Origin of the sequence: Plantactinospora sp. B5E13 (genome assembly GCF_039871775.1) — a bacterium.
GTDB lineage: Bacteria > Actinomycetota > Actinomycetes > Mycobacteriales > Micromonosporaceae > Plantactinospora.
This window is the reverse complement of sequence record NZ_JBDPLT010000009.1, coordinates 87392-103726: the sequence shown is the minus strand read 5'-3', so window position 1 is coordinate 103726 and position 16335 is coordinate 87392. Positions and strand designations below refer to the sequence as shown.

Here is a 16335-nt window from a genome sequence, read left to right as displayed (position 1 = left end):
CTCTCGTGCCTGTGATCCGTTCGACCGACCCCGACTTCCGGGTGTGTCAGATCAGTTTTGACACGCTGCTCCAGATCCAGTTGGAAGCGGAGGAACGAGGCTGGGCCACCAGGTGGACCTCCGTGGATGTCCTTCGTAGTCAGGTCAAGGAGGAAACCGTCCTCCTTCAGTCGCTGATGCGTGAGGAGCGGGGAGGGGCTGTGCGGGCCTACCGATGCCTCCTGCTGTTCTCGACGGTGGACGACGTGGATGCTGGTGGACTCGCCACAATCGATCTTGATCCGGCCAGGTTCGAGTCGCTGGAGCGACTGGATCGGGACCCGGATGTTCGCAGGGCGTTCGCCCGGATGTTCTCCCTCGCGGCGGGCGGGATTTCGATGATCTCCAAGAGGTAGTGGTCCGCAGATCCCCCGGAAGGGCCGAGCGGACCATGAGACCGGCCGGCTACGAGCGCGCCTCGTCGAGATAACCGGCGCTGTTGGCGAGCAGTGCCTGGAGCCCGCCGAGTACGTCACCCAGCACCAGATGCGGATCGCCCGGCCGCCCGCCCGGCTCCGCGTCGATCTCGACGAGCGCCCGGCAGACGTCCCAGATGTTGCCGTGCAGCGGTGCCCACTGCCAGAGTTCGTAGGTCGGCTCGTCGACCACCGCCAGCGGCTGCCCGATCAGACCGAGGAGGAACCGGCCCGGGTCGTCCGGGCTGATCCCCAGCCCGGTCAGCAGCGACCGGAAGCGGTGGGCGCGGGCGAAGGCGACCGCCTCCTCGGTGCCGGGCGTCACCACGGCCAGCGCCCCCTCGGCCAGCAACTCGTGCAGGAGCGGCGTCACGTCGCGCCCGTCGCGCCGGCGTACCGACTCGGCGAGGGCGGAAGGCGTCCACGGCTGGTCGACCGGACGGCCGGGCAGGCCGTGGGCCAGCACCCACAACCCGAACTCCTCCTCGGAGAAGAGCCGGACCACACTGTCCCCGATGCGCAGGCGATGGTGGGCGAGCGGTTCGCCCGGGCCGGGGTACACGGCGCCGAGGTAGTGCCCGACCGGCAACAGCAGCCCGCCCGGTGCGCCCCTACCGGCGGTCGCCACGTCACCCGTATTCATCGCAACCCCTCCAGGACGCTGTTGCCGCGTACCACGTCGAGGTGGGCGGCCTCGGTGGCGAGCAGCCCGGTCAGCGCCCCGAGGAAGCCGGTCAGCACCCGGCGGGGATCACCCAACTCGGGGTCGTCGCCGCCGGCGTCGCGTTCCTGTTCGGCGAACGACTCGCAGGCAGACCAGAGGTTGTCGTCCACCTCGGACCAGGCCCACAACTCGAACACCGGTCGGGTCACCCGGAGCTGTTCGGAGCCGAACAGACCGATCGAGTACAGGTCCGGCTCCTCCGGCGAGTTGCCGAGACCGTACATCGTCGGGACGACCCGGTGCGTGCGGGCGAACTCCACCGCCGCAGCCTCGTCCGCGGGAACCGTCACGAGCAGGCCCCGGTCGAACAGCCCGTCGAGGATCCGCTCCGGGTCGGCGACGTCCCGGTCGCGCAGTTCCCGCTCCAGCAGGTCCCGGCCCGGCGGCCCGCCGTCGGCGGTCCCGTCCGTACCGTGCGCCGCGACCCAGCTGACGAACTCCTCGTCCGAGAGCGCGTGGATGTCGGCGCCGCGCCGGACCTCGTGCCGCAGCTCCGCGTCGTCGTCGACGTCACCGGGAAAGCTGCCGACGAAGAGGCCGATCGGCAGCACGGTCACCGGTTCGTCTGGGCCAGTTGCCACCGGCACATGCTAGTGCCGACCGGTGTTGCCGGACACGTCCGGCCGGGCAGTAGGGTCGAGCCATGACACTGCGGCTGGCCCGGACCAGCGCCGAGGCCTACCTCTACATGGAGTTGCACCCCTGCGACGTGTGCGGCGAGGCCGATTTCGAGCCCGACAACGCGGTGGTCTCGGCCGAGGAGGACCTGGCCAGCCGGTACACCGGTGCCTGCCCGAGCTGCGGCACCGAGCGGGAGTTCATGTTCCGGATTCCGCAGCAGCCGAGCCTGCCCGATCCGGAGGAACCCCAGTTCGGCGCCGACCGCCCGTCAGAACTGCTCGATCCGGGGGAGTGGCTCTGGGTGGCCGACCTGATCGCCCGGAGTGTCCCGGCGGACCCGGCCGGGCTCAGCGTTCAGCAGCGCCGGGACGCGCGGGTCGACCTGCGCGGCGCCGCCGCCGCGGTCGGCGAGGTGCTGAAGTTCGTCCCGCCTGGTGCGGAGGCCGTACCACCGGAGGCGTTCCGCACCGACCGGGGACGGGAGGTCTACCAGGCCGAGCCGGGACGGTTCCGGACGGCCCGGTTGCAGGTGGTCGCGCGGACGTATCGCGAGCTGGCCGAGCGCTTTCCGGGCTGAGTGCCGCCGGCCGGGCGGTACACCCGTTCCGGCGGGACGGCACCGCGGGCTCCGGTTCAACAGGAGGACGGCCGGGACGCGGTGCCGGACTTGGTCAGCGTCCCTCCGTCCTCGAGTCGTACCGTCACGCTCCAGCTCACCGACGGCTGGGTCAGCTCCGGGTTGTCGCCGAGGTTCGGCGGCAGCTCACCGGAGTACGACGTACCTCCGCCGGAGAGCTGGTACGTCCCGGATCCGCCGACGTTCCGGTCGTAGCCGTGGGTGCCGGACGCGGACCTGCCCCGTCCGTTGCGGACGGTCACGTCCACCACGATGGTCCAGCCGTTGCCGGCGTCCCAGCCCGTGCAGTGGCTCCGGCTGGTGGAGACGGTGATCGAGGGCTTCGGTGCCGTGGTCGTACGCGGTGGCGGTGGCGGTGGTGCGGGCTTCGTGTCGCGGGGCGCCGGCTGCCTCGGCTGGCCGGGCTGGCCGGCGCCGCCCCGAGTCGTCGGCGCGGTACGTTTCGGGGTCGTCGTGGTGGGTGCCACCCTCGGAGTGGCCGACGGCGTGCCCGGTAGCAGCGGTACAACCGGCGCCGGAACCATCGCCTGGGTGGGCGGCTGCGCCGGTGGCTCGTCGTCGCCGATGATCCAGGGCACGGCCACGCCGAGGCCGGCCACCAGGGCCAGCGCCGCCGCGGCCGGCAACCAGCGGGCGCCATTGCCGGGAGCCGGCGCCGCGGACCCGTCCGCGGCGTCGGTGGCGGGCTGTTCCGGCCGCCGGTCGCCGGAGCGGGACTCGCGGGCAGGCGTCGCCCGGACGGATCGGAGCCGGGACGGCAGAGAGCGGACCGCGGCGAAACCGCCGGCCACCGCGCCGAGGACCGTCGTCGGCGCCGCGCCGCCGGCGACCGTCGTTCCCGTACCGGATGCCGCAGGTGGCGCGGCAGGCGCCGCGGTACCGCCCGGTGACGCGATACCGCCCGGTGCCGCGGCGGCGATGCCGGAACCGGCCGCTGCGCCGTCCACCGCGGGCGCCTCTGCACCGCGCGCTGTCACCGACCCGGCCGATCCCTCGTCGGCCTCCCCGGTGCGCGGTGTCGTGCCGGTCGCCTTGTCGGCTTTACCGGCTCGCGGCGTTGTGCCGGTCGTCCCAGCGGGCTTCCGGGGTTCTGCCGGCGTGCCGGTCGCCCCGGCCGACTCCCCGGGGTCCGGCGCCGTGTCCGCGGGTGTGCCGGCCGACTCCCCGGGGTCCGGCGCCGTGTCCGCGGGTGTGCCGGCCGACTCCCCGGCCTTCACCGCGGCCGACTCTCCGGCCCGGGGCGCGCTGGTTGCGGTCTGGCCGGCTGCCGGTGTGGCCGTCGGTTCGGCCGTGCCGTCGTTCGGTGTAAGGGTCTCGGCGGTCGCTGCCGCTGCCGCGCCGGCGGCAGTGGCCGCGACGTCGGTATCGGAGTCGGGCGTCCCGGTCGCCTCCTCCTCGGCAACCGTGGCCAACCGGGCGCCGCAGCCGGGATTGAGGCAGTACGGGCTGTCGCTGTCGTCCTCGGTACCGCACGACCGGCAGGTCACCGTCACGCGATCTCCCTCTGGTTGGGATCGGCAATGATCCGCGATCGTACTCGCGTATGGTCGCTCCACACGGTACGTCGGGTGCGGCCGACGTGACCGGCAGCCTCTTCCGCAGGGCTTGAGCCGAACGGGCAGCCGCAGACGTATTAGGTAAACCACGTCTGTCGTGCACCGGCATCGACCGGTGCAGGTTCGTTGCCTGGAGGAGACGCCGATGGCCCCCCGCGCCGCTCGACGTAGGGCCGTGGTCGGGACGGATGGGATCGTATCTCCGCTCGCCGGCTTCTCGGTGGCGGTGGCGACCGAACGGCGTCAGCACCCGTTGCTGCCCGTGCTCGAGGAGGCCGGTGCCCGGATCGTCCAGGCGCAGGCGCTCCGGGTCGCCCCCCAGCCCGACCGGGACGTGCTGACCGAGGCGACGGTCCGCTGTCTGTCGGCCCCGCTTGACGAGGTCGTGGTCTCCTCGGCCTTCGGGTTCCGTGCCTGGATGGCCGCGGCCCAGGCCGCCGGCCTCGGCAAACGGCTCATCTCGGCACTGTCCGAGGGGCGCCTGCTCGCGCGGGACGCCGCGGCTGCGGACGCGATGCGGGAATTCGGTCTCACCGAGATCTGGTCCACCGCGGCAGCGTCCACCGAGGAACTGTTCCGCTACCTGCTGGCCCATCCGACACCCGGGGGCCGGGTAGCGGTGGAGATCGGTACTCCGGCCCTGTCGGAGCTGTGCGACGCGTTGACCGAGCACGGCGTCGAGGCGGTGGAGCTGCGGACGTACCGCACCTTTCCCGCGCATCCCGAGCCGCTACGCAGGTTGGTCGACCAGGTCATCCGCCGGCTGGTCGACGCGTTGGTGCTGACCAACCCGGTGGCCACCGGGCAGTTGACGGCCGCGGCGACCCGGGACGGCAGACTGGACGACCTGCTCAATGCGTTGTGTGACGACGTCGCGGCGGTCTGTCTGGGCAGGCGGACCGCCGAACCGCTGCGGGCGCTCGGAGTTCCGGCCCTGGCCGGGGCCAACGGCTTCGTCGAGGAGCTCGCCGCCGGCGTGCACAGCCAGGTGCGGGCCCGGGCTCTCCGGTTCACCAGGGCGGCCCGCTCGGTGGAGGTGCGGGGACACGGTGTCGTGATCGACGGGCGGTTTCGCCCGGTCCCGCCGGGGCCGATCGCCGTGCTGCGCGTGCTCGCCGCCCGCCCCGGGCAGGTGGTCTCGTACGACGAGATCCGCCGTGCCTCACCCGGATGGTCCGAGGTAGACAACCACGCGCTCGAGATGGCGGTGTTCCGGCTCCGCCGGCACCTCGACGACATGGACGTGGTCCAGACCATCACCAGGCGCGGCTACCGGCTCGCCGCCGACAACCGCTGAACCCTGCCGGTCGGCCGGCCCGGGGCGTACGTCCCGGCGTCCAGGGTGCCGACAACCGGGGTCGGGCGTCCGGCTCGGGTGGGTGACGTCGCCGTCGAGTCCGCGACCGGCTCTCCGATGCCGGCTCTCCGATTCCGGTCGCCTGACGCGTGGAATCCGTCGACGGTTGTCACGATTGAATAAAGTTCCGCTCACCACTTTGCCCGCCCGGTCAGGTGGATGGGCACAATGAGTCTGCTGCGGATTGGCAGTCGGTGTTCTGCATCCTCGTGTGGGCAGAATTGGCCGGGCAGACCATCCGCAAACGGGCATTCCTCCGCGTGTCGCAGCTTACGTACGCGCGCTTTTTGTGAGCGAGGTTTCGGCTTCGTTTCGTAACCGCGGCGGCCATGGAAATCGCGTCCCTCAATCGACAAACATCTCAGGGACCAGCGGTGGAGAACGGGCCCGCCAAGCCGACCGGCACGGTCGGTTCGTCAATGCGGGGCCTGCCGACAGATCCGGGAGATGCGTCGTGGCCGAGGTCGTGCTCGACAAGGTGGGAAAGCTCTACGCAGATGGCACGAGGGCGGTCGACAGCCTGAGCCTCAACATCGCCGAGGGGGAGTTCCTCGTGCTCGTCGGGCCGTCCGGCTGTGGCAAGACGACCGCGCTCCGCATGATCGCCGGCCTCGAGGAGATCAGCGAGGGCACGGTCAGGATCGGCAACCGGGTGGTGAACAACGTACCGGCCCGGGACCGGGACCTGGCGATGGTGTTCCAGAGCTACGCCCTCTACCCGCACCTCGACGTGTACGACAACATCGCGTTCGGACTGCGGTTGCGCAAGGTCGACCGAACCCGGGTCGAGGAGCGGGTCACCAGCGCCGCCGCCTCGCTCGGGTTGCGGGAGCACCTGCGGCGCAGGCCGGGAGCGCTGTCCGGTGGCCAGCGGCAGCGAGTGGCGATGGGCCGGGCCATCGTCCGCAACCCCTCCGCCTTCCTGATGGACGAGCCGCTGTCCAACCTCGACGCCAAGCTTCGGGTGCAGATGCGGACCGAGATCGCCCGGACCACCCGGCAGATGGGAGTCACGACGGTCTACGTGACGCACGACCAGACCGAGGCGATGACCCTCGGCAACCGGGTCGCCGTGATGCGCAAGGGCATCCTCAACCAGGTCGCGCCACCCCAGGAGCTCTACGACCGGCCGGCCAACCTCTTCGTCGCCGGCTTCATCGGCTCACCGGCGATGAATCTGGTCGAGGGAACCTTCCACCTCGAGGGCGACGACCTCGTACTCCAGCTCGGCGACCAGCGGCTGCCGGTCTCCCGGGAGGTGCTGGCGGCCCGACCCGGGCTTCGCGGGTACCTCGGCCGCCCGGTGGCGGTGGGAATCCGTCCCGAGGACATGGAGGACCGGCAGCTGCTGTCCGACGAGGACCGGGCGGAACTGCACGCCGTCGCCGACCTCGTCGAGTCGCTCGGTTCCGACGTACTGGTGCACTTCACGATCCAGGCGGACCCGGTGATCACGGACGACACCCGCGAACTCGCCGAGGACGCGGGCGGGCCGGCCCCCGAGACGCCGACGACCCGGTCCTGCCTGATGGTGGCCCGGTGCGGCTCGCGGAGCCGGATCAGCGCCGGCGAGGGGGTGGTCATCGCGGTGGACACCCGCCGACTACACGTCTTCGACCTCGAGACCGGCCAATCGATCTGGTGACCGGTGACCGTCACCGGCGGGCCGGCGACGACAACCTTCTCCCGGACCGCCCGGTATTCACACCCAGTAACCCCACCCGTCCCACCGTACGAAGGAGTGACATGTCACGTGTATTGAGATCCGGTGCGGCCGCGCTGGCCACCGCCGTCGCGCTCGGTGCGGCCGGCTGCGGCGGCGGCACCGAGGTTCCGGGGTCGGGGTCTGCCGCCGGCTCGTCAACGAGCCTCTCCGGGCAGACCGTCGAGGTCGCCGCGACCTGGTCCGGCACCGAGCAGGCGAACTTCCAGGCGGTGCTGGACGCCTTCGCCAAGAAGACCGGCGCCACGGTGAAGTACACCTCCGGCGGTGACGACATGGCCGCGCTGATCAACAGCCGACTGGCCGGTGGCGCACCGCCGGACGTCGCCCTGATCGCCCAGCCGGGCGTGATCGCCGAGTTCGCCCGCAAGGGTGCGATCAAGCCGGTGACCGGCGCGGCGGCCACCGCCATGGACGCCAACTACTCGCCCGCGTGGAAGCAGCTGGGCATGGTGGACGGCCAGCTCTACGGCATCCCGTTCAAGGTCGCGAACAAGTCGGTGGTCTGGTACCGCACGGAGCAGTTCGCACAGGCCGGAGTGCAGCCGCCGACAACCTGGGAGGAGTTCGTCACGGTGACGAGGACGCTCGCTGACGCGGGCATCAACCCGATGGCGGTCCCGGGGGGCGACGGCTGGACGCTGACCGACTGGTTCGAGAACGTCTACCTGCGGGTCGCCGGCCCGGAGAAGTACGCCCAACTGGCCGCGCACAAACTGCCGTGGACCGACCCGACGGTGGTCGAGGCGCTGAAGATCCTCGGTGAGTACTGGGCCATGCCACGGACCGTGCAGGGCGGCAGCAGCGGCGCGTTGCAGCTCGGCTTCACCCAGTCGGTCGCGGACGTCTTCGGAGAGAAGCCGAAGTCGGCCATGCTCTTCGAGGGCGACTTCGTCGGCGCCGAGATCACCAAACTCGGCAAGGTGAAGGTGGGCGAGACCGCGAAGTTCTTCGACTGGCCGTCGATCAAGGGCTCCGGACCGGCCGTGGTGACCGCCGGGGACCAGGCTGTCGCGTTCAAGGACACCCCCGGCGCCGTCGCGCTGATGGAGTTCCTCGCGTCGCCCGAAGCAGCCGCGCAGATGGCCGCCAAGGGTGGCTTCCTCTCCGCCAACAAGAACCTGGACCTGGCGCAGTACCCGGACGACACCATCCGGGCGCTCGCCACCTCGGTGGTCAAGGCCGACCTGCTCCAGTTCGACCTCTCCGACCTGACCCCGCAGGCGTTCGGCGGAGGAACCAGCGCCAGTATGTGGAAGCTGCTGCAGGACTTCCTCGCCGCGCCGACGGACGCGGCCGGTATCGCGCAGAAGCTGGAAGACGCCGCCAAGCGGGACTTCGGGAGCAAGTGATGACGCGCACGTCCGAACCGGTCGACGGCGAGCGTACCGCCGCCACCACGACCGCCGACCCTCAGCCGGCGGAAGCGCCGGCCGCGCGGTCGGAGACGGCTGCCGCCGACCGGTCGGGCGTGCCCGGCGCGGCCCGCGGCGGCCGGCCCCGGTGGGAGGGGCGGACCATCGCCGTCCTCTTCCTCGCCCCGGCGCTGCTCACCCTCGCCGCCCTGGTGGTCTACCCGATCCTCTACACGATCTGGTTGAGCCTGCACAATGCGGACGGATCGCGGTTTGTCGGGCTCGACAACTACGTCACGATGTTCACCGCCGCCGACGTCCGCAAGGCGATCACGAACAACGTGATCTGGGTGGTGGTGGCGCCGAGTCTGGTCACCATCATCGGGCTCATCCTGGCCGTGCTGACCGAACGGGTCCGGATGGCCACCGCGTTCAAGACCATCCTCTTCATGCCGATGGCGATCTCGTTCCTCGCGGCCGGGGTGACCTTCCGGATGGTGTACGACGAGAGCCCGGACCGGGGTGCGGCCAACGCCTTCGCGGTCGCGGTGCACGACATGTTCCGGTCGCCGTCGCCGTACCACGGGACGTCGGTCCGGGAGGGCTCGCTCCTGGTCGCCGACGCGGACGGCGCGCTGCGTACCGCCGGCAACGTCGACGCCAACCAGCCCGTGCTGCTCCCGCTGGTCGGTCTGCCGGAGGACCGGATCCCCTCCGCTGCCGCCCCCGCCGCGGCGACCGACGCCGGCCAGGGGCTGCGCGGGGTGGTGTGGCTCGACTTCACCCGGGGCGGCGGCGGCACCGCCGGAGTCGTCGACCCCACCGAACGGGGACTGCCGGCGATGGCGGTGGAGGCGCTGCGCGACGGCGCGGTGGTCGGACGTACGACAACCGCTGCCGACGGTCGGTTCAGCTTCCCGGACCTCACCGGCGACGGCTACCAGATCCGGCTCGCCGGGTCGAACTTCACCGAACCGTTCGCCGGGGTTACCTGGCTCGGTCCGTCGCTGGTCACGCCGGCGATCATCGGGGCGTACATCTGGATCTGGGCGGGTTTCGCCATGGTGCTCATCTCGGCCGGGCTGGCCGCGATCCCACGGGACGCACTGGAGGCGGCCAGGATGGACGGCGCGACCGAGTGGCAGGTCTTCCGGCTGGTCACCGCGCCGCTGGTCCGGCCGGTTCTGACCGTCGTGTTCGTCACACTGGTCATCAACGTACTGAAGATCTTCGACCTGATCCTGGTCATCGCCCCAGAGTCGTCTCAGGACGACGCGAACGTGGTCGCGCTGGAGATGTACCGGGTCTCCTTCGGCGGAGGGCTCGACTTCGGGCTCGGCAGCGCCCTCGGCGTGCTGCTGTTCCTGCTGGTGCTGCCGGCGATGCTGCTGCGGATCAGGTCGATGCGAAAGGGAGTCTCGTGAGCATCAGTGTCCCGATGCGGGTGCCGGAACTCGAACCGGCGGGCACGGTCGTCGTCGGACCGCCCAGACGCAGCCTGCTCTCCCGGGTGGTCGGTCGGACCGGCGGTGTGCTGGTGCAGGTCGCGGTGGTGGCGATCGCACTGTTCTGGCTCTTTCCGACGGTCGGCCTGGCGGTGGCCAGCCTCCGAGACACCGCCGACAACAGCGCGAGCGGGTGGTGGACCGTCTTCACCGCCCCCTCCCAGCTCACCCTCGACAACTACGCCAGCCTCCTGCAGAACGAGACGATCCTGCGGTCGTTGTGGAACACCATACTGATCACGGTTCCGTCCACCCTGCTCGTGGTGATCATCGGGGCGTTCGGCGCGTACGCCCTGGCCTGGCTGGAATTCCCTGGCCGGGACTGGGTGTTCGTCATCGTCGTCGCGCTGATCGTGGTGCCGGTGCAGGTGGCGATCATCCCGGACGCCAGGCTTTTCGGCGCTCTCGGCATGTACGGCACGATCCCCGCCGTGGTTGCCTTCCACGTCGCCTTCGGGCTGCCGTTCGCGATCTTCCTGCTCCGCAACTTCTTCGCCGCCATCCCGCGTGACCTGCTGGAGGCTGCCCGGATGGACGGCGGCAGCGAATTCACCATCTTCCGGAAGGTGGTGCTGCCGATCGGCTGGCCGGCCGTGGCGTCGCTGGGCATCTTCCAGTTCCTCTGGGTCTGGAACGACCTGCTCGTCGCGCTGGTCTTCGCGACCTCCGACAACGCGCCGATCACGTACGCCCTGCGCGAGCAGATGCGGGCCTTCTCGTCCAACGTGGATGTGATCGGCCCCGGCGCGTTCGTCTCCATGGCGGTTCCGTTGATCGTCTTCTTCGCCTTCCAACGCTACTTCGTGCAGGGCGTGCTGGCGGGGTCGGTGAAATGACGACGGCGACCCGGGTCCGGCCCGGTGCCGGCACCGGGAACACCGGTACCGACGCGGACGCCGGTGCCGATGCCGCCGGCACGCAGACCGCGGACGACCTGCTGCGCACGCTCTTCGCCGAGTACGGCCAGGCGCTGCTCGGGTACGTCACCGGGCTGACCGGCGACTGGTTCCGGGCCGAGGACATCGTCCAGGAAACGCTGCTGCGCGCCTGGCGCAACGCGGACCAGCTCCGACGGCAACCACCGGCGCTGCGGGCGTGGTTGTTCCGGGTGGCCCGCAACCTGGTCGTCGACCATGCGCGGGCCCGGCGGGCGCGGCCGCAGGAAGTCAGCGCCGGCGCCTGCCAGGTGCCGGCCGTGGACGACCACGCCGACGACGTGCTCACCGCGGTCGAGGTGAACCGTGCGCTGGAACTGCTGACGCCGTCGCACCGGCTCATCCTGATCGAGGTCTACCTGCGCGGACACTCGGTCAACGAGGCCGCCCGGTCGCTCCGCATCCCGGTTGGCACGGCCAAGTCCCGGCTCTACTACGCCGCGCGCTGCTTTCGGCACTCGGTGCGACTGGACCGGCCACGGCGTCCGATCGAGGATTGCGAAGCTGAGATGACCTGACGGGAGAATTCGGTCCGATGCGGAAAGGGGGTGGACCAGTTCCCGGGTACCCTCCGGCTCGGCTCGCCGGACCTGGCGGGTGGTCTTATTGCGCGAGTCGGGCCGGAAAACCGCCGGTGGCGATCGGGCCCCAGCTGTCGATGGTGACCCGGATCAGGGACTTGCCCTGCCGGACCATCGCCTCCCGGTACTCGTCCCAGTTCGGGTGCTCGCCGGAGATGCAGCGGAAGTACTCCACCAGCGGCTCCAGTGCCTCGGGCAGGTCGAGCACCTCGGCGGTGCCGTCGATCTGCACCCAGGGACCGTTCCAGTCGTCGGAGAGCACGCACGCCGACAGCCGCGGATCGCGCCGGATGTTGACCACCTTGGCCCGCTCCGGGTAGGTCGAGACGACAAGTCGGCCGCCGGTGTCGATCCCGCAGGCCACCGGGGAGGACTGCGGTCGGCCGTCCGCCCGGGTGGTCAGCAGGACGGCGCGGTGTCGGGGGCGCAGGAACTCCAGTAGCTCCGACCGGTCGACACGGGTGTTGGTCGCGATGGTGCGGCTCATCCGTTGTTTGTACCAGGTGCGGGTGTCGCGGCGGTGGTGGAGGTCGCTCCGCACAACGCTGCTGGCGCCCCCCATCAGGTCGGGGCCGGGTCGGTGGGGGAACGGCACATCGAGGGCCGTTGTCGACCCGGGTCGCCGGGGTTACCGTGAAGGAGGAATTTCATCGCCTGTTGAATAAGGAGGCGTGATGGCCGAGCGTACGACCTGCGTCGTCATCGGCGGTGGCCCGGCCGGTCTGGTGCTGGGGCTGCTGCTGGCCCGGGCCGGTGTCGCGGTCACCGTGCTGGAGAAACACGGTGACTTCCTGCGTGACTTCCGGGGTGACACGGTGCACCCGTCGACCCTGCGGCTGCTCGACGAACTCGGTCTGGGGGAGCAGTTCGCCCAACTGCCGCAGAGCCGGGTGGACGAGGTTGCCTTCCCGCTCGACGGCGGTCGACGGATCGTCGTCGCGGACTTCCGCCGGCTGCGCACCGCGTACCCGTACATCGCGATGGTGCCGCAGTGGGACCTGCTCGACCTGCTCGCCCGGGCCGGCGCCGAGGAGCCCACGTTCACCCTGCGGATGCGCACCGAGGTGACCGGGCTGATCCGCGAGGACGGACGCGTCCGGGGCGTCCGCTACCGGGGGCCGGAGGGCGGGACCGGCGAGATCCGCGCCGACCTGACCGTTGCCTGCGACGGGCGCTGGTCGATCGCCCGCCAGCAGGCCGACCTGGTGCCCCGGGAGTATCCGGTGCCGATCGACGCCTGGTGGTTCCGGCTGCCCCGCGACCCGTCGGACGACCCGGCCGGGCTGACCCCCCGGGTCGGCAAGGGCCGGTTCGCGGTGGTCATCCCCCGGGAGGGCTACCTGCAGGTCGCCTACATCGCGGCCAAGGGCGGCGACGCCCGGCTGCGGGCCCGGGGGGTGGAGGCCTTCCGCCGGGACATCGCGGAGCTGGGGCCCGGGTTCGCCGACCGGGTCGACACCATCGCCTCGATGGACGACGTCAAGCACCTCGACGTACGCCTGAACCGGCTCGACCGCTGGCACGTCGACGGCCTGCTCTGCCTCGGCGACGCCGCACACGCGATGTCCCCGGTCGGCGGGGTCGGCATCAACCTCGCGGTGCAGGACGCGGTGGCCGCCGCGACCCTGCTCGCCGGGCCGTTGCGGCGCGGCGGAGTCACCCCGGCCGAACTGGCTGCGGTCCGGGCCCGCCGCCTGTTGCCGACGGTGCTGACCCAGCTGCTGCAGCGGCTGCTGCACCGCAACCTGGTCGAGCCGATCCTGCGGGGTCGCCGGGCCGGACCACCCGGGCCGGTGCTCGCCGTGCTGCGCCGCCTGCCGTTGCTCGCCGTGGTCCCGGCCCGCGTCATCGGCGTCGGCGTACGCCCCGAGCACGCCCCACCCTTCGCTCGGCGGACTCCGGCCACTCCCTGACCTGACGGTTGCCGTCGCTGGCGGCGTCGAACGGCAGCGCCGCCGGACCGGCCTCGGCCCTAGAAACCGCCCGTTCCGGCGTACCGCACGAGCCCGCCGGCGAGCAGGTCGAACGCGTGCCGGGCGGCGGCGACCGCCGCTGGGTGCAGGTCGTCCGCCTTCCGTCCGCCGGTTAACTGGCGCCAGTTCTCCCTGGCCAGGACACGGTGTACCGCGATGATCTGGCTCGCGGCGAGCCGGGCGGTGAGGTCCGTGGGTGCCGGTGAGCCGCCGGGCGCCGGCGAGGAGTCGTCCGGCGACGGCCGGGTCGGCGACGCCTCGGCGAGCGTCTCGGCGAGAGCGGTCTCGTCGTGCGCGGCGTACTGGGCGAGGCGGGCCGCCAGGCTGGGCGTCCCGAAGACCATGCCGTGGTAGGCGAGGACCTCCCGGTCGTCGTTGAGCCCGGTCACCGGGTCCCGACGGTCGAGGCCGGCCACGAAGTGTCGGCACAACGCGGTGAGCGGAGCCTCGTCCGGCGCCCGCTCCCGGACCACCCGGGCGGCCTCGCCCCGGTGGTCGAGGATCCGGTGCAGGACCAGGTCCTCCTTGCTCGCGAAGTACTTGAAGAGCGTGGGCTTGGAGACCTCGGCGGCGGCGGCCACGTCGGCGACGGAGACGCGGTCGTAACCACGCTCCAGGAAGAGCGCGACGGCGGCGGCGGAGAGTGCGTCGTGGGTGCGCTGCCGCTTGCGCTCCCGCAGCCCGGGCCGTTCGGTCATGTGGTCGATCCTAGCATTTCCCTGACTTGGTCAATTCTTTTCCTCAGTTGTAATCTTTACCAAGTTAAGTCAACTGTCAGAGAGGGGCACCATGGTTCCGCCCGAACTCGCCGAGGAGCGGGCCCGGTTGGCTGTCGTCCGCGCCGCGCTCGCCGGCATGCTGGCCACCGCCCGGATGCGGGTGGCCACCGGAGAGGACGTCGCCGGGGACCGGTACACCGCCGAGACCCTCGGTCGGACACTCAAGACCCACGCCAAGGAACTTGCCGAGGATCCCGACGGGCCGCTGTACTTCGGGCGGCTCTGGTTCGGCACCGCCCCGGCCGCCGGAGAGCACCAGGGTCAGTGTTACTACCTCGGCCGTCGGCAGGTCACCGACGAGTCCGGACATCCGTTGGTGATCGACTGGCGGGCCCCCCTCTCCCGAACCTTCTACCGGGCCAGCGTGCGGGAGCCACTCGGCGTACGGGAGCGCCGGCGGTACGGCTGGACCGGCAGCCAGCCCGCCGAACTGAGCGGCTTCGAGGACGAGCGGTTCGAGGCCGGTGCGACGGCGCAGAACCCGAGCCTGCTCGTCGCCGCCGAGATCGAACGGCCCCGGGTCGGACCGATGCGGGACATCGTCGCGACCATCCAGCCGGAGCAGGACGAACTCGTCCGCCTCGACCTCGACCGGACGGTCTGCGTACAGGGCGGGCCGGGCAGCGGCAAGACTGCCGTCGGCCTGCACCGGGCCGCCTACCTCTTCTACGCCCACCGGCGCCGGCTACGGCGTGACGGCGTCCTGGTGGTCGGACCGAACCCGGCCTTCCTGCGGTACATCGCGGCGGTGCTGCCCGCGCTCGGCGAGGTCGAGGTGGAGCAGCGCACCCTGGCGGAGTTGCTCGGCGCACACCCGGTCACCTCCGTGGACAGCGAGGCCGCCGCCCTGGTCAAGCATGATCCACGGATGGCCACCGTGCTGCGCCGGGCCGTGTGGGACCGGGTCCGCGAACCGACCGAACCGCTTGTCGTGCCGGATGGTTCGTACCGTTGGCGGCTGCCGGTCGAGTCGCTGCGCCGGCTGGTCGACGCCGTACGCCGGGAGGACCTGCCGTACGGCATCGCGCGGGAGCGGCTCCGGGCCCGCGTCGTCGACCGGTTGCAACGTCAGGCCGAGAGTCGGGCGGAAACCCCGTCCGCCGCCTGGCTACGGCGGACGGCCCGCTGTCGACCCGTCGCCACGTTCGTCGACACCGTCTGGCCGGTCATCCGCCCCGAGGAGTTACTGACCCAACTCCTCGACGGTCCCGCCACCCTGGCCCGGGCCGCGGACGGCATTCTCGACCCCACCGAGCAGACGGCGATCATCCGGTCCCCGACCGCGCCGGGCGGTGGCGGCCGGTCATCCCGGAGTACCAGCGGCCGGACGACCCGGGGTGCGCACTGGTCCGAAGCGGACCTGGTGCTTCTCGACGAGATCGCCGGACTGCTCGACCACCCGTCCGGATACGGGCACATCGTCGTCGACGAGGCCCAGGATCTCTCCCCGATGCAGTGTCGGGCCATCGCCCGCCGCTGCCGGCACGGCTCCCTGACGGTGCTCGGCGACCTCGCCCAGGGCACCACCGGTTGGGCCGCCTCCGACTGGCGGCAGCAGTTGGCGTACCTCGGCCGGCCGGACGCGACGGTGATGCCACTGACCGCCGGTTTCCGGGTACCGGCGGCCATCCTCGACCTGGCCAACCGGCTCCTGCCCGAACTGGGGGCCGAGGTTCCGGTCACCCGCTCGGTCCGTACCGACGGAGAACTGCGGATCCGGGCGGCGACCGACCTGGCCGCGGCGACCGCCACGGCGGTCCGGACCGCGCTCGTCCGGGAGGGCTCCGTCGCGGTCATCGCCACCGACCGGCGGCTCGCCTCGCTGGCGGCGGCCCTGGCCGACGCCGGAATCACCGCGACCGAAGTAGCCGAGGAGGTCGACGGCGTCCGGGTGACGCTGCTGCCGACCACCCTGGCCAAGGGCCTGGAGTACGACCACGTGGTCGTCGTGGAGCCGGCCGAGATCGTCGAGGCGGAACCGCGCGGCCTCCATCGCCTCTACGTCGTGCTGACCCGGGCGGTCTCCCGCCTCGACGTCCTGCACCACCGTCCACTCCCGGCAGCTCTGGTACCGCCCGCAGGCTGGAACGACGACGGGTCCGGTCAGGTCGATCCGGGACGGTGACGGTCCCGG

At 71.5% G+C, this 16335-nt stretch carries 15 protein-coding genes; 10 read left to right on the top strand and 5 right to left on the bottom strand.

From position 1 onward, the window contains the following. The first annotated feature begins 5 nt into the window (after nt 1–5). On the top strand, nt 6–395 hold the full coding sequence (locus tag ABGB05_RS11185) for a hypothetical protein (protein WP_347653171.1): 390 nt from the start codon (nt 6–8) through the stop codon (nt 393–395). A 49-nt stretch (nt 396–444) separates the two neighbouring features. Here ABGB05_RS11185 and ABGB05_RS11180 read toward each other — a convergent pair whose 3' ends face one another. Further along, the gene (locus tag ABGB05_RS11180; protein WP_347653170.1) at nt 445–1098 is read right to left on the bottom strand and encodes a hypothetical protein; all 654 of its coding nucleotides are present in this window, start codon (nt 1096–1098) and stop codon (nt 445–447) included. Further along, nucleotides 1095–1760 (bottom strand): hypothetical protein, encoded by a 666-nt coding sequence (locus tag ABGB05_RS11175; protein ID WP_347653169.1) that lies wholly within the window; start codon nt 1758–1760, stop codon nt 1095–1097. The genes ABGB05_RS11180 and ABGB05_RS11175 overlap by 4 nt, the downstream gene beginning before the upstream one ends. A gap of 62 nt (nt 1761–1822) precedes the next feature. Between ABGB05_RS11175 and ABGB05_RS11170 the strand changes: the two genes are divergently transcribed. Next, nucleotides 1823–2377 carry a hypothetical protein gene (locus ABGB05_RS11170; protein WP_347653168.1) on the top strand — a complete coding sequence of 185 codons (555 nt, stop codon included), beginning with the start codon at nt 1823–1825 and terminating at the stop codon, nt 2375–2377. A 56-nt stretch (nt 2378–2433) separates the two neighbouring features. On the opposite strand, the gene ABGB05_RS11165 is transcribed toward ABGB05_RS11170, so the two are convergent. Then, nucleotides 2434–3384: a hypothetical protein gene (locus ABGB05_RS11165; protein ID WP_347653167.1), complete on the bottom strand. Its 951-nt coding sequence runs from the start codon at nt 3382–3384 to the stop codon at nt 2434–2436. Between the two features lie 784 nt (nt 3385–4168). Here ABGB05_RS11165 and ABGB05_RS11160 point away from each other — a divergent pair. The 6 genes from ABGB05_RS11160 to ABGB05_RS11135 all read left to right on the top strand — a co-directional run bounded on the left by ABGB05_RS11160 (nt 4169) and on the right by ABGB05_RS11135 (nt 11386). Next, the gene (locus ABGB05_RS11160) at nt 4169–5290 is read left to right on the top strand and encodes a uroporphyrinogen-III synthase (protein WP_347653166.1); all 1122 of its coding nucleotides are present in this window, start codon (nt 4169–4171) and stop codon (nt 5288–5290) included. Between the two features lie 514 nt (nt 5291–5804). Next, nucleotides 5805–6995 carry a sn-glycerol-3-phosphate ABC transporter ATP-binding protein UgpC gene (ugpC, locus tag ABGB05_RS11155; RefSeq protein WP_347653165.1) on the top strand — a complete coding sequence of 397 codons (1191 nt, stop codon included), beginning with the start codon at nt 5805–5807 and terminating at the stop codon, nt 6993–6995. A gap of 101 nt (nt 6996–7096) precedes the next feature. After that, a complete protein-coding gene (locus tag ABGB05_RS11150; RefSeq protein WP_347653164.1) occupies nt 7097–8425 on the top strand; it encodes an extracellular solute-binding protein in 1329 nt (442 codons plus the stop codon). After that, entirely contained in the window at nt 8425–9852 is a 1428-nt protein-coding gene (locus ABGB05_RS11145) for an ABC transporter permease subunit (RefSeq protein WP_347653163.1), read from the top strand. Before ABGB05_RS11150 ends, ABGB05_RS11145 begins: the two co-directional genes overlap by 1 nt. Further along, nucleotides 9849–10769 (top strand): carbohydrate ABC transporter permease, encoded by a 921-nt coding sequence (locus ABGB05_RS11140; protein ID WP_347653162.1) that lies wholly within the window; start codon nt 9849–9851, stop codon nt 10767–10769. The genes ABGB05_RS11145 and ABGB05_RS11140 overlap by 4 nt, the downstream gene beginning before the upstream one ends. Continuing rightward, the gene (locus ABGB05_RS11135; protein ID WP_347653161.1) at nt 10766–11386 is read left to right on the top strand and encodes a sigma-70 family RNA polymerase sigma factor; all 621 of its coding nucleotides are present in this window, start codon (nt 10766–10768) and stop codon (nt 11384–11386) included. The genes ABGB05_RS11140 and ABGB05_RS11135 overlap by 4 nt, the downstream gene beginning before the upstream one ends. 85 nt (nt 11387–11471) lie before the next feature. Here the strand turns inward: ABGB05_RS11135 and ABGB05_RS11130 are convergent, their stop codons facing one another. Next, nucleotides 11472–11936 (bottom strand): PPOX class F420-dependent oxidoreductase, encoded by a 465-nt coding sequence (locus ABGB05_RS11130; protein WP_347653160.1) that lies wholly within the window; start codon nt 11934–11936, stop codon nt 11472–11474. Nucleotides 11937–12123: 187 nt separating this feature from the next. On the opposite strand from ABGB05_RS11130, the gene ABGB05_RS11125 reads away from it, so the two are divergent. Next, nucleotides 12124–13362 carry an FAD-dependent oxidoreductase gene (locus tag ABGB05_RS11125; RefSeq protein ID WP_347653159.1) on the top strand — a complete coding sequence of 413 codons (1239 nt, stop codon included), beginning with the start codon at nt 12124–12126 and terminating at the stop codon, nt 13360–13362. 59 nt (nt 13363–13421) lie between these two features. Here the strand turns inward: ABGB05_RS11125 and ABGB05_RS11120 are convergent, their stop codons facing one another. After that, complete coding sequence (locus ABGB05_RS11120) at nt 13422–14120, bottom strand: TetR/AcrR family transcriptional regulator (RefSeq protein WP_347653158.1); 699 nt, start codon at nt 14118–14120, stop codon at nt 13422–13424. A gap of 91 nt (nt 14121–14211) precedes the next feature. Between ABGB05_RS11120 and ABGB05_RS11115 the strand changes: the two genes are divergently transcribed. Next, nucleotides 14212–16326 carry an AAA family ATPase gene (locus tag ABGB05_RS11115; protein ID WP_347653157.1) on the top strand — a complete coding sequence of 705 codons (2115 nt, stop codon included), beginning with the start codon at nt 14212–14214 and terminating at the stop codon, nt 16324–16326. Nucleotides 16327–16335: the final 9 nt, after the last annotated feature.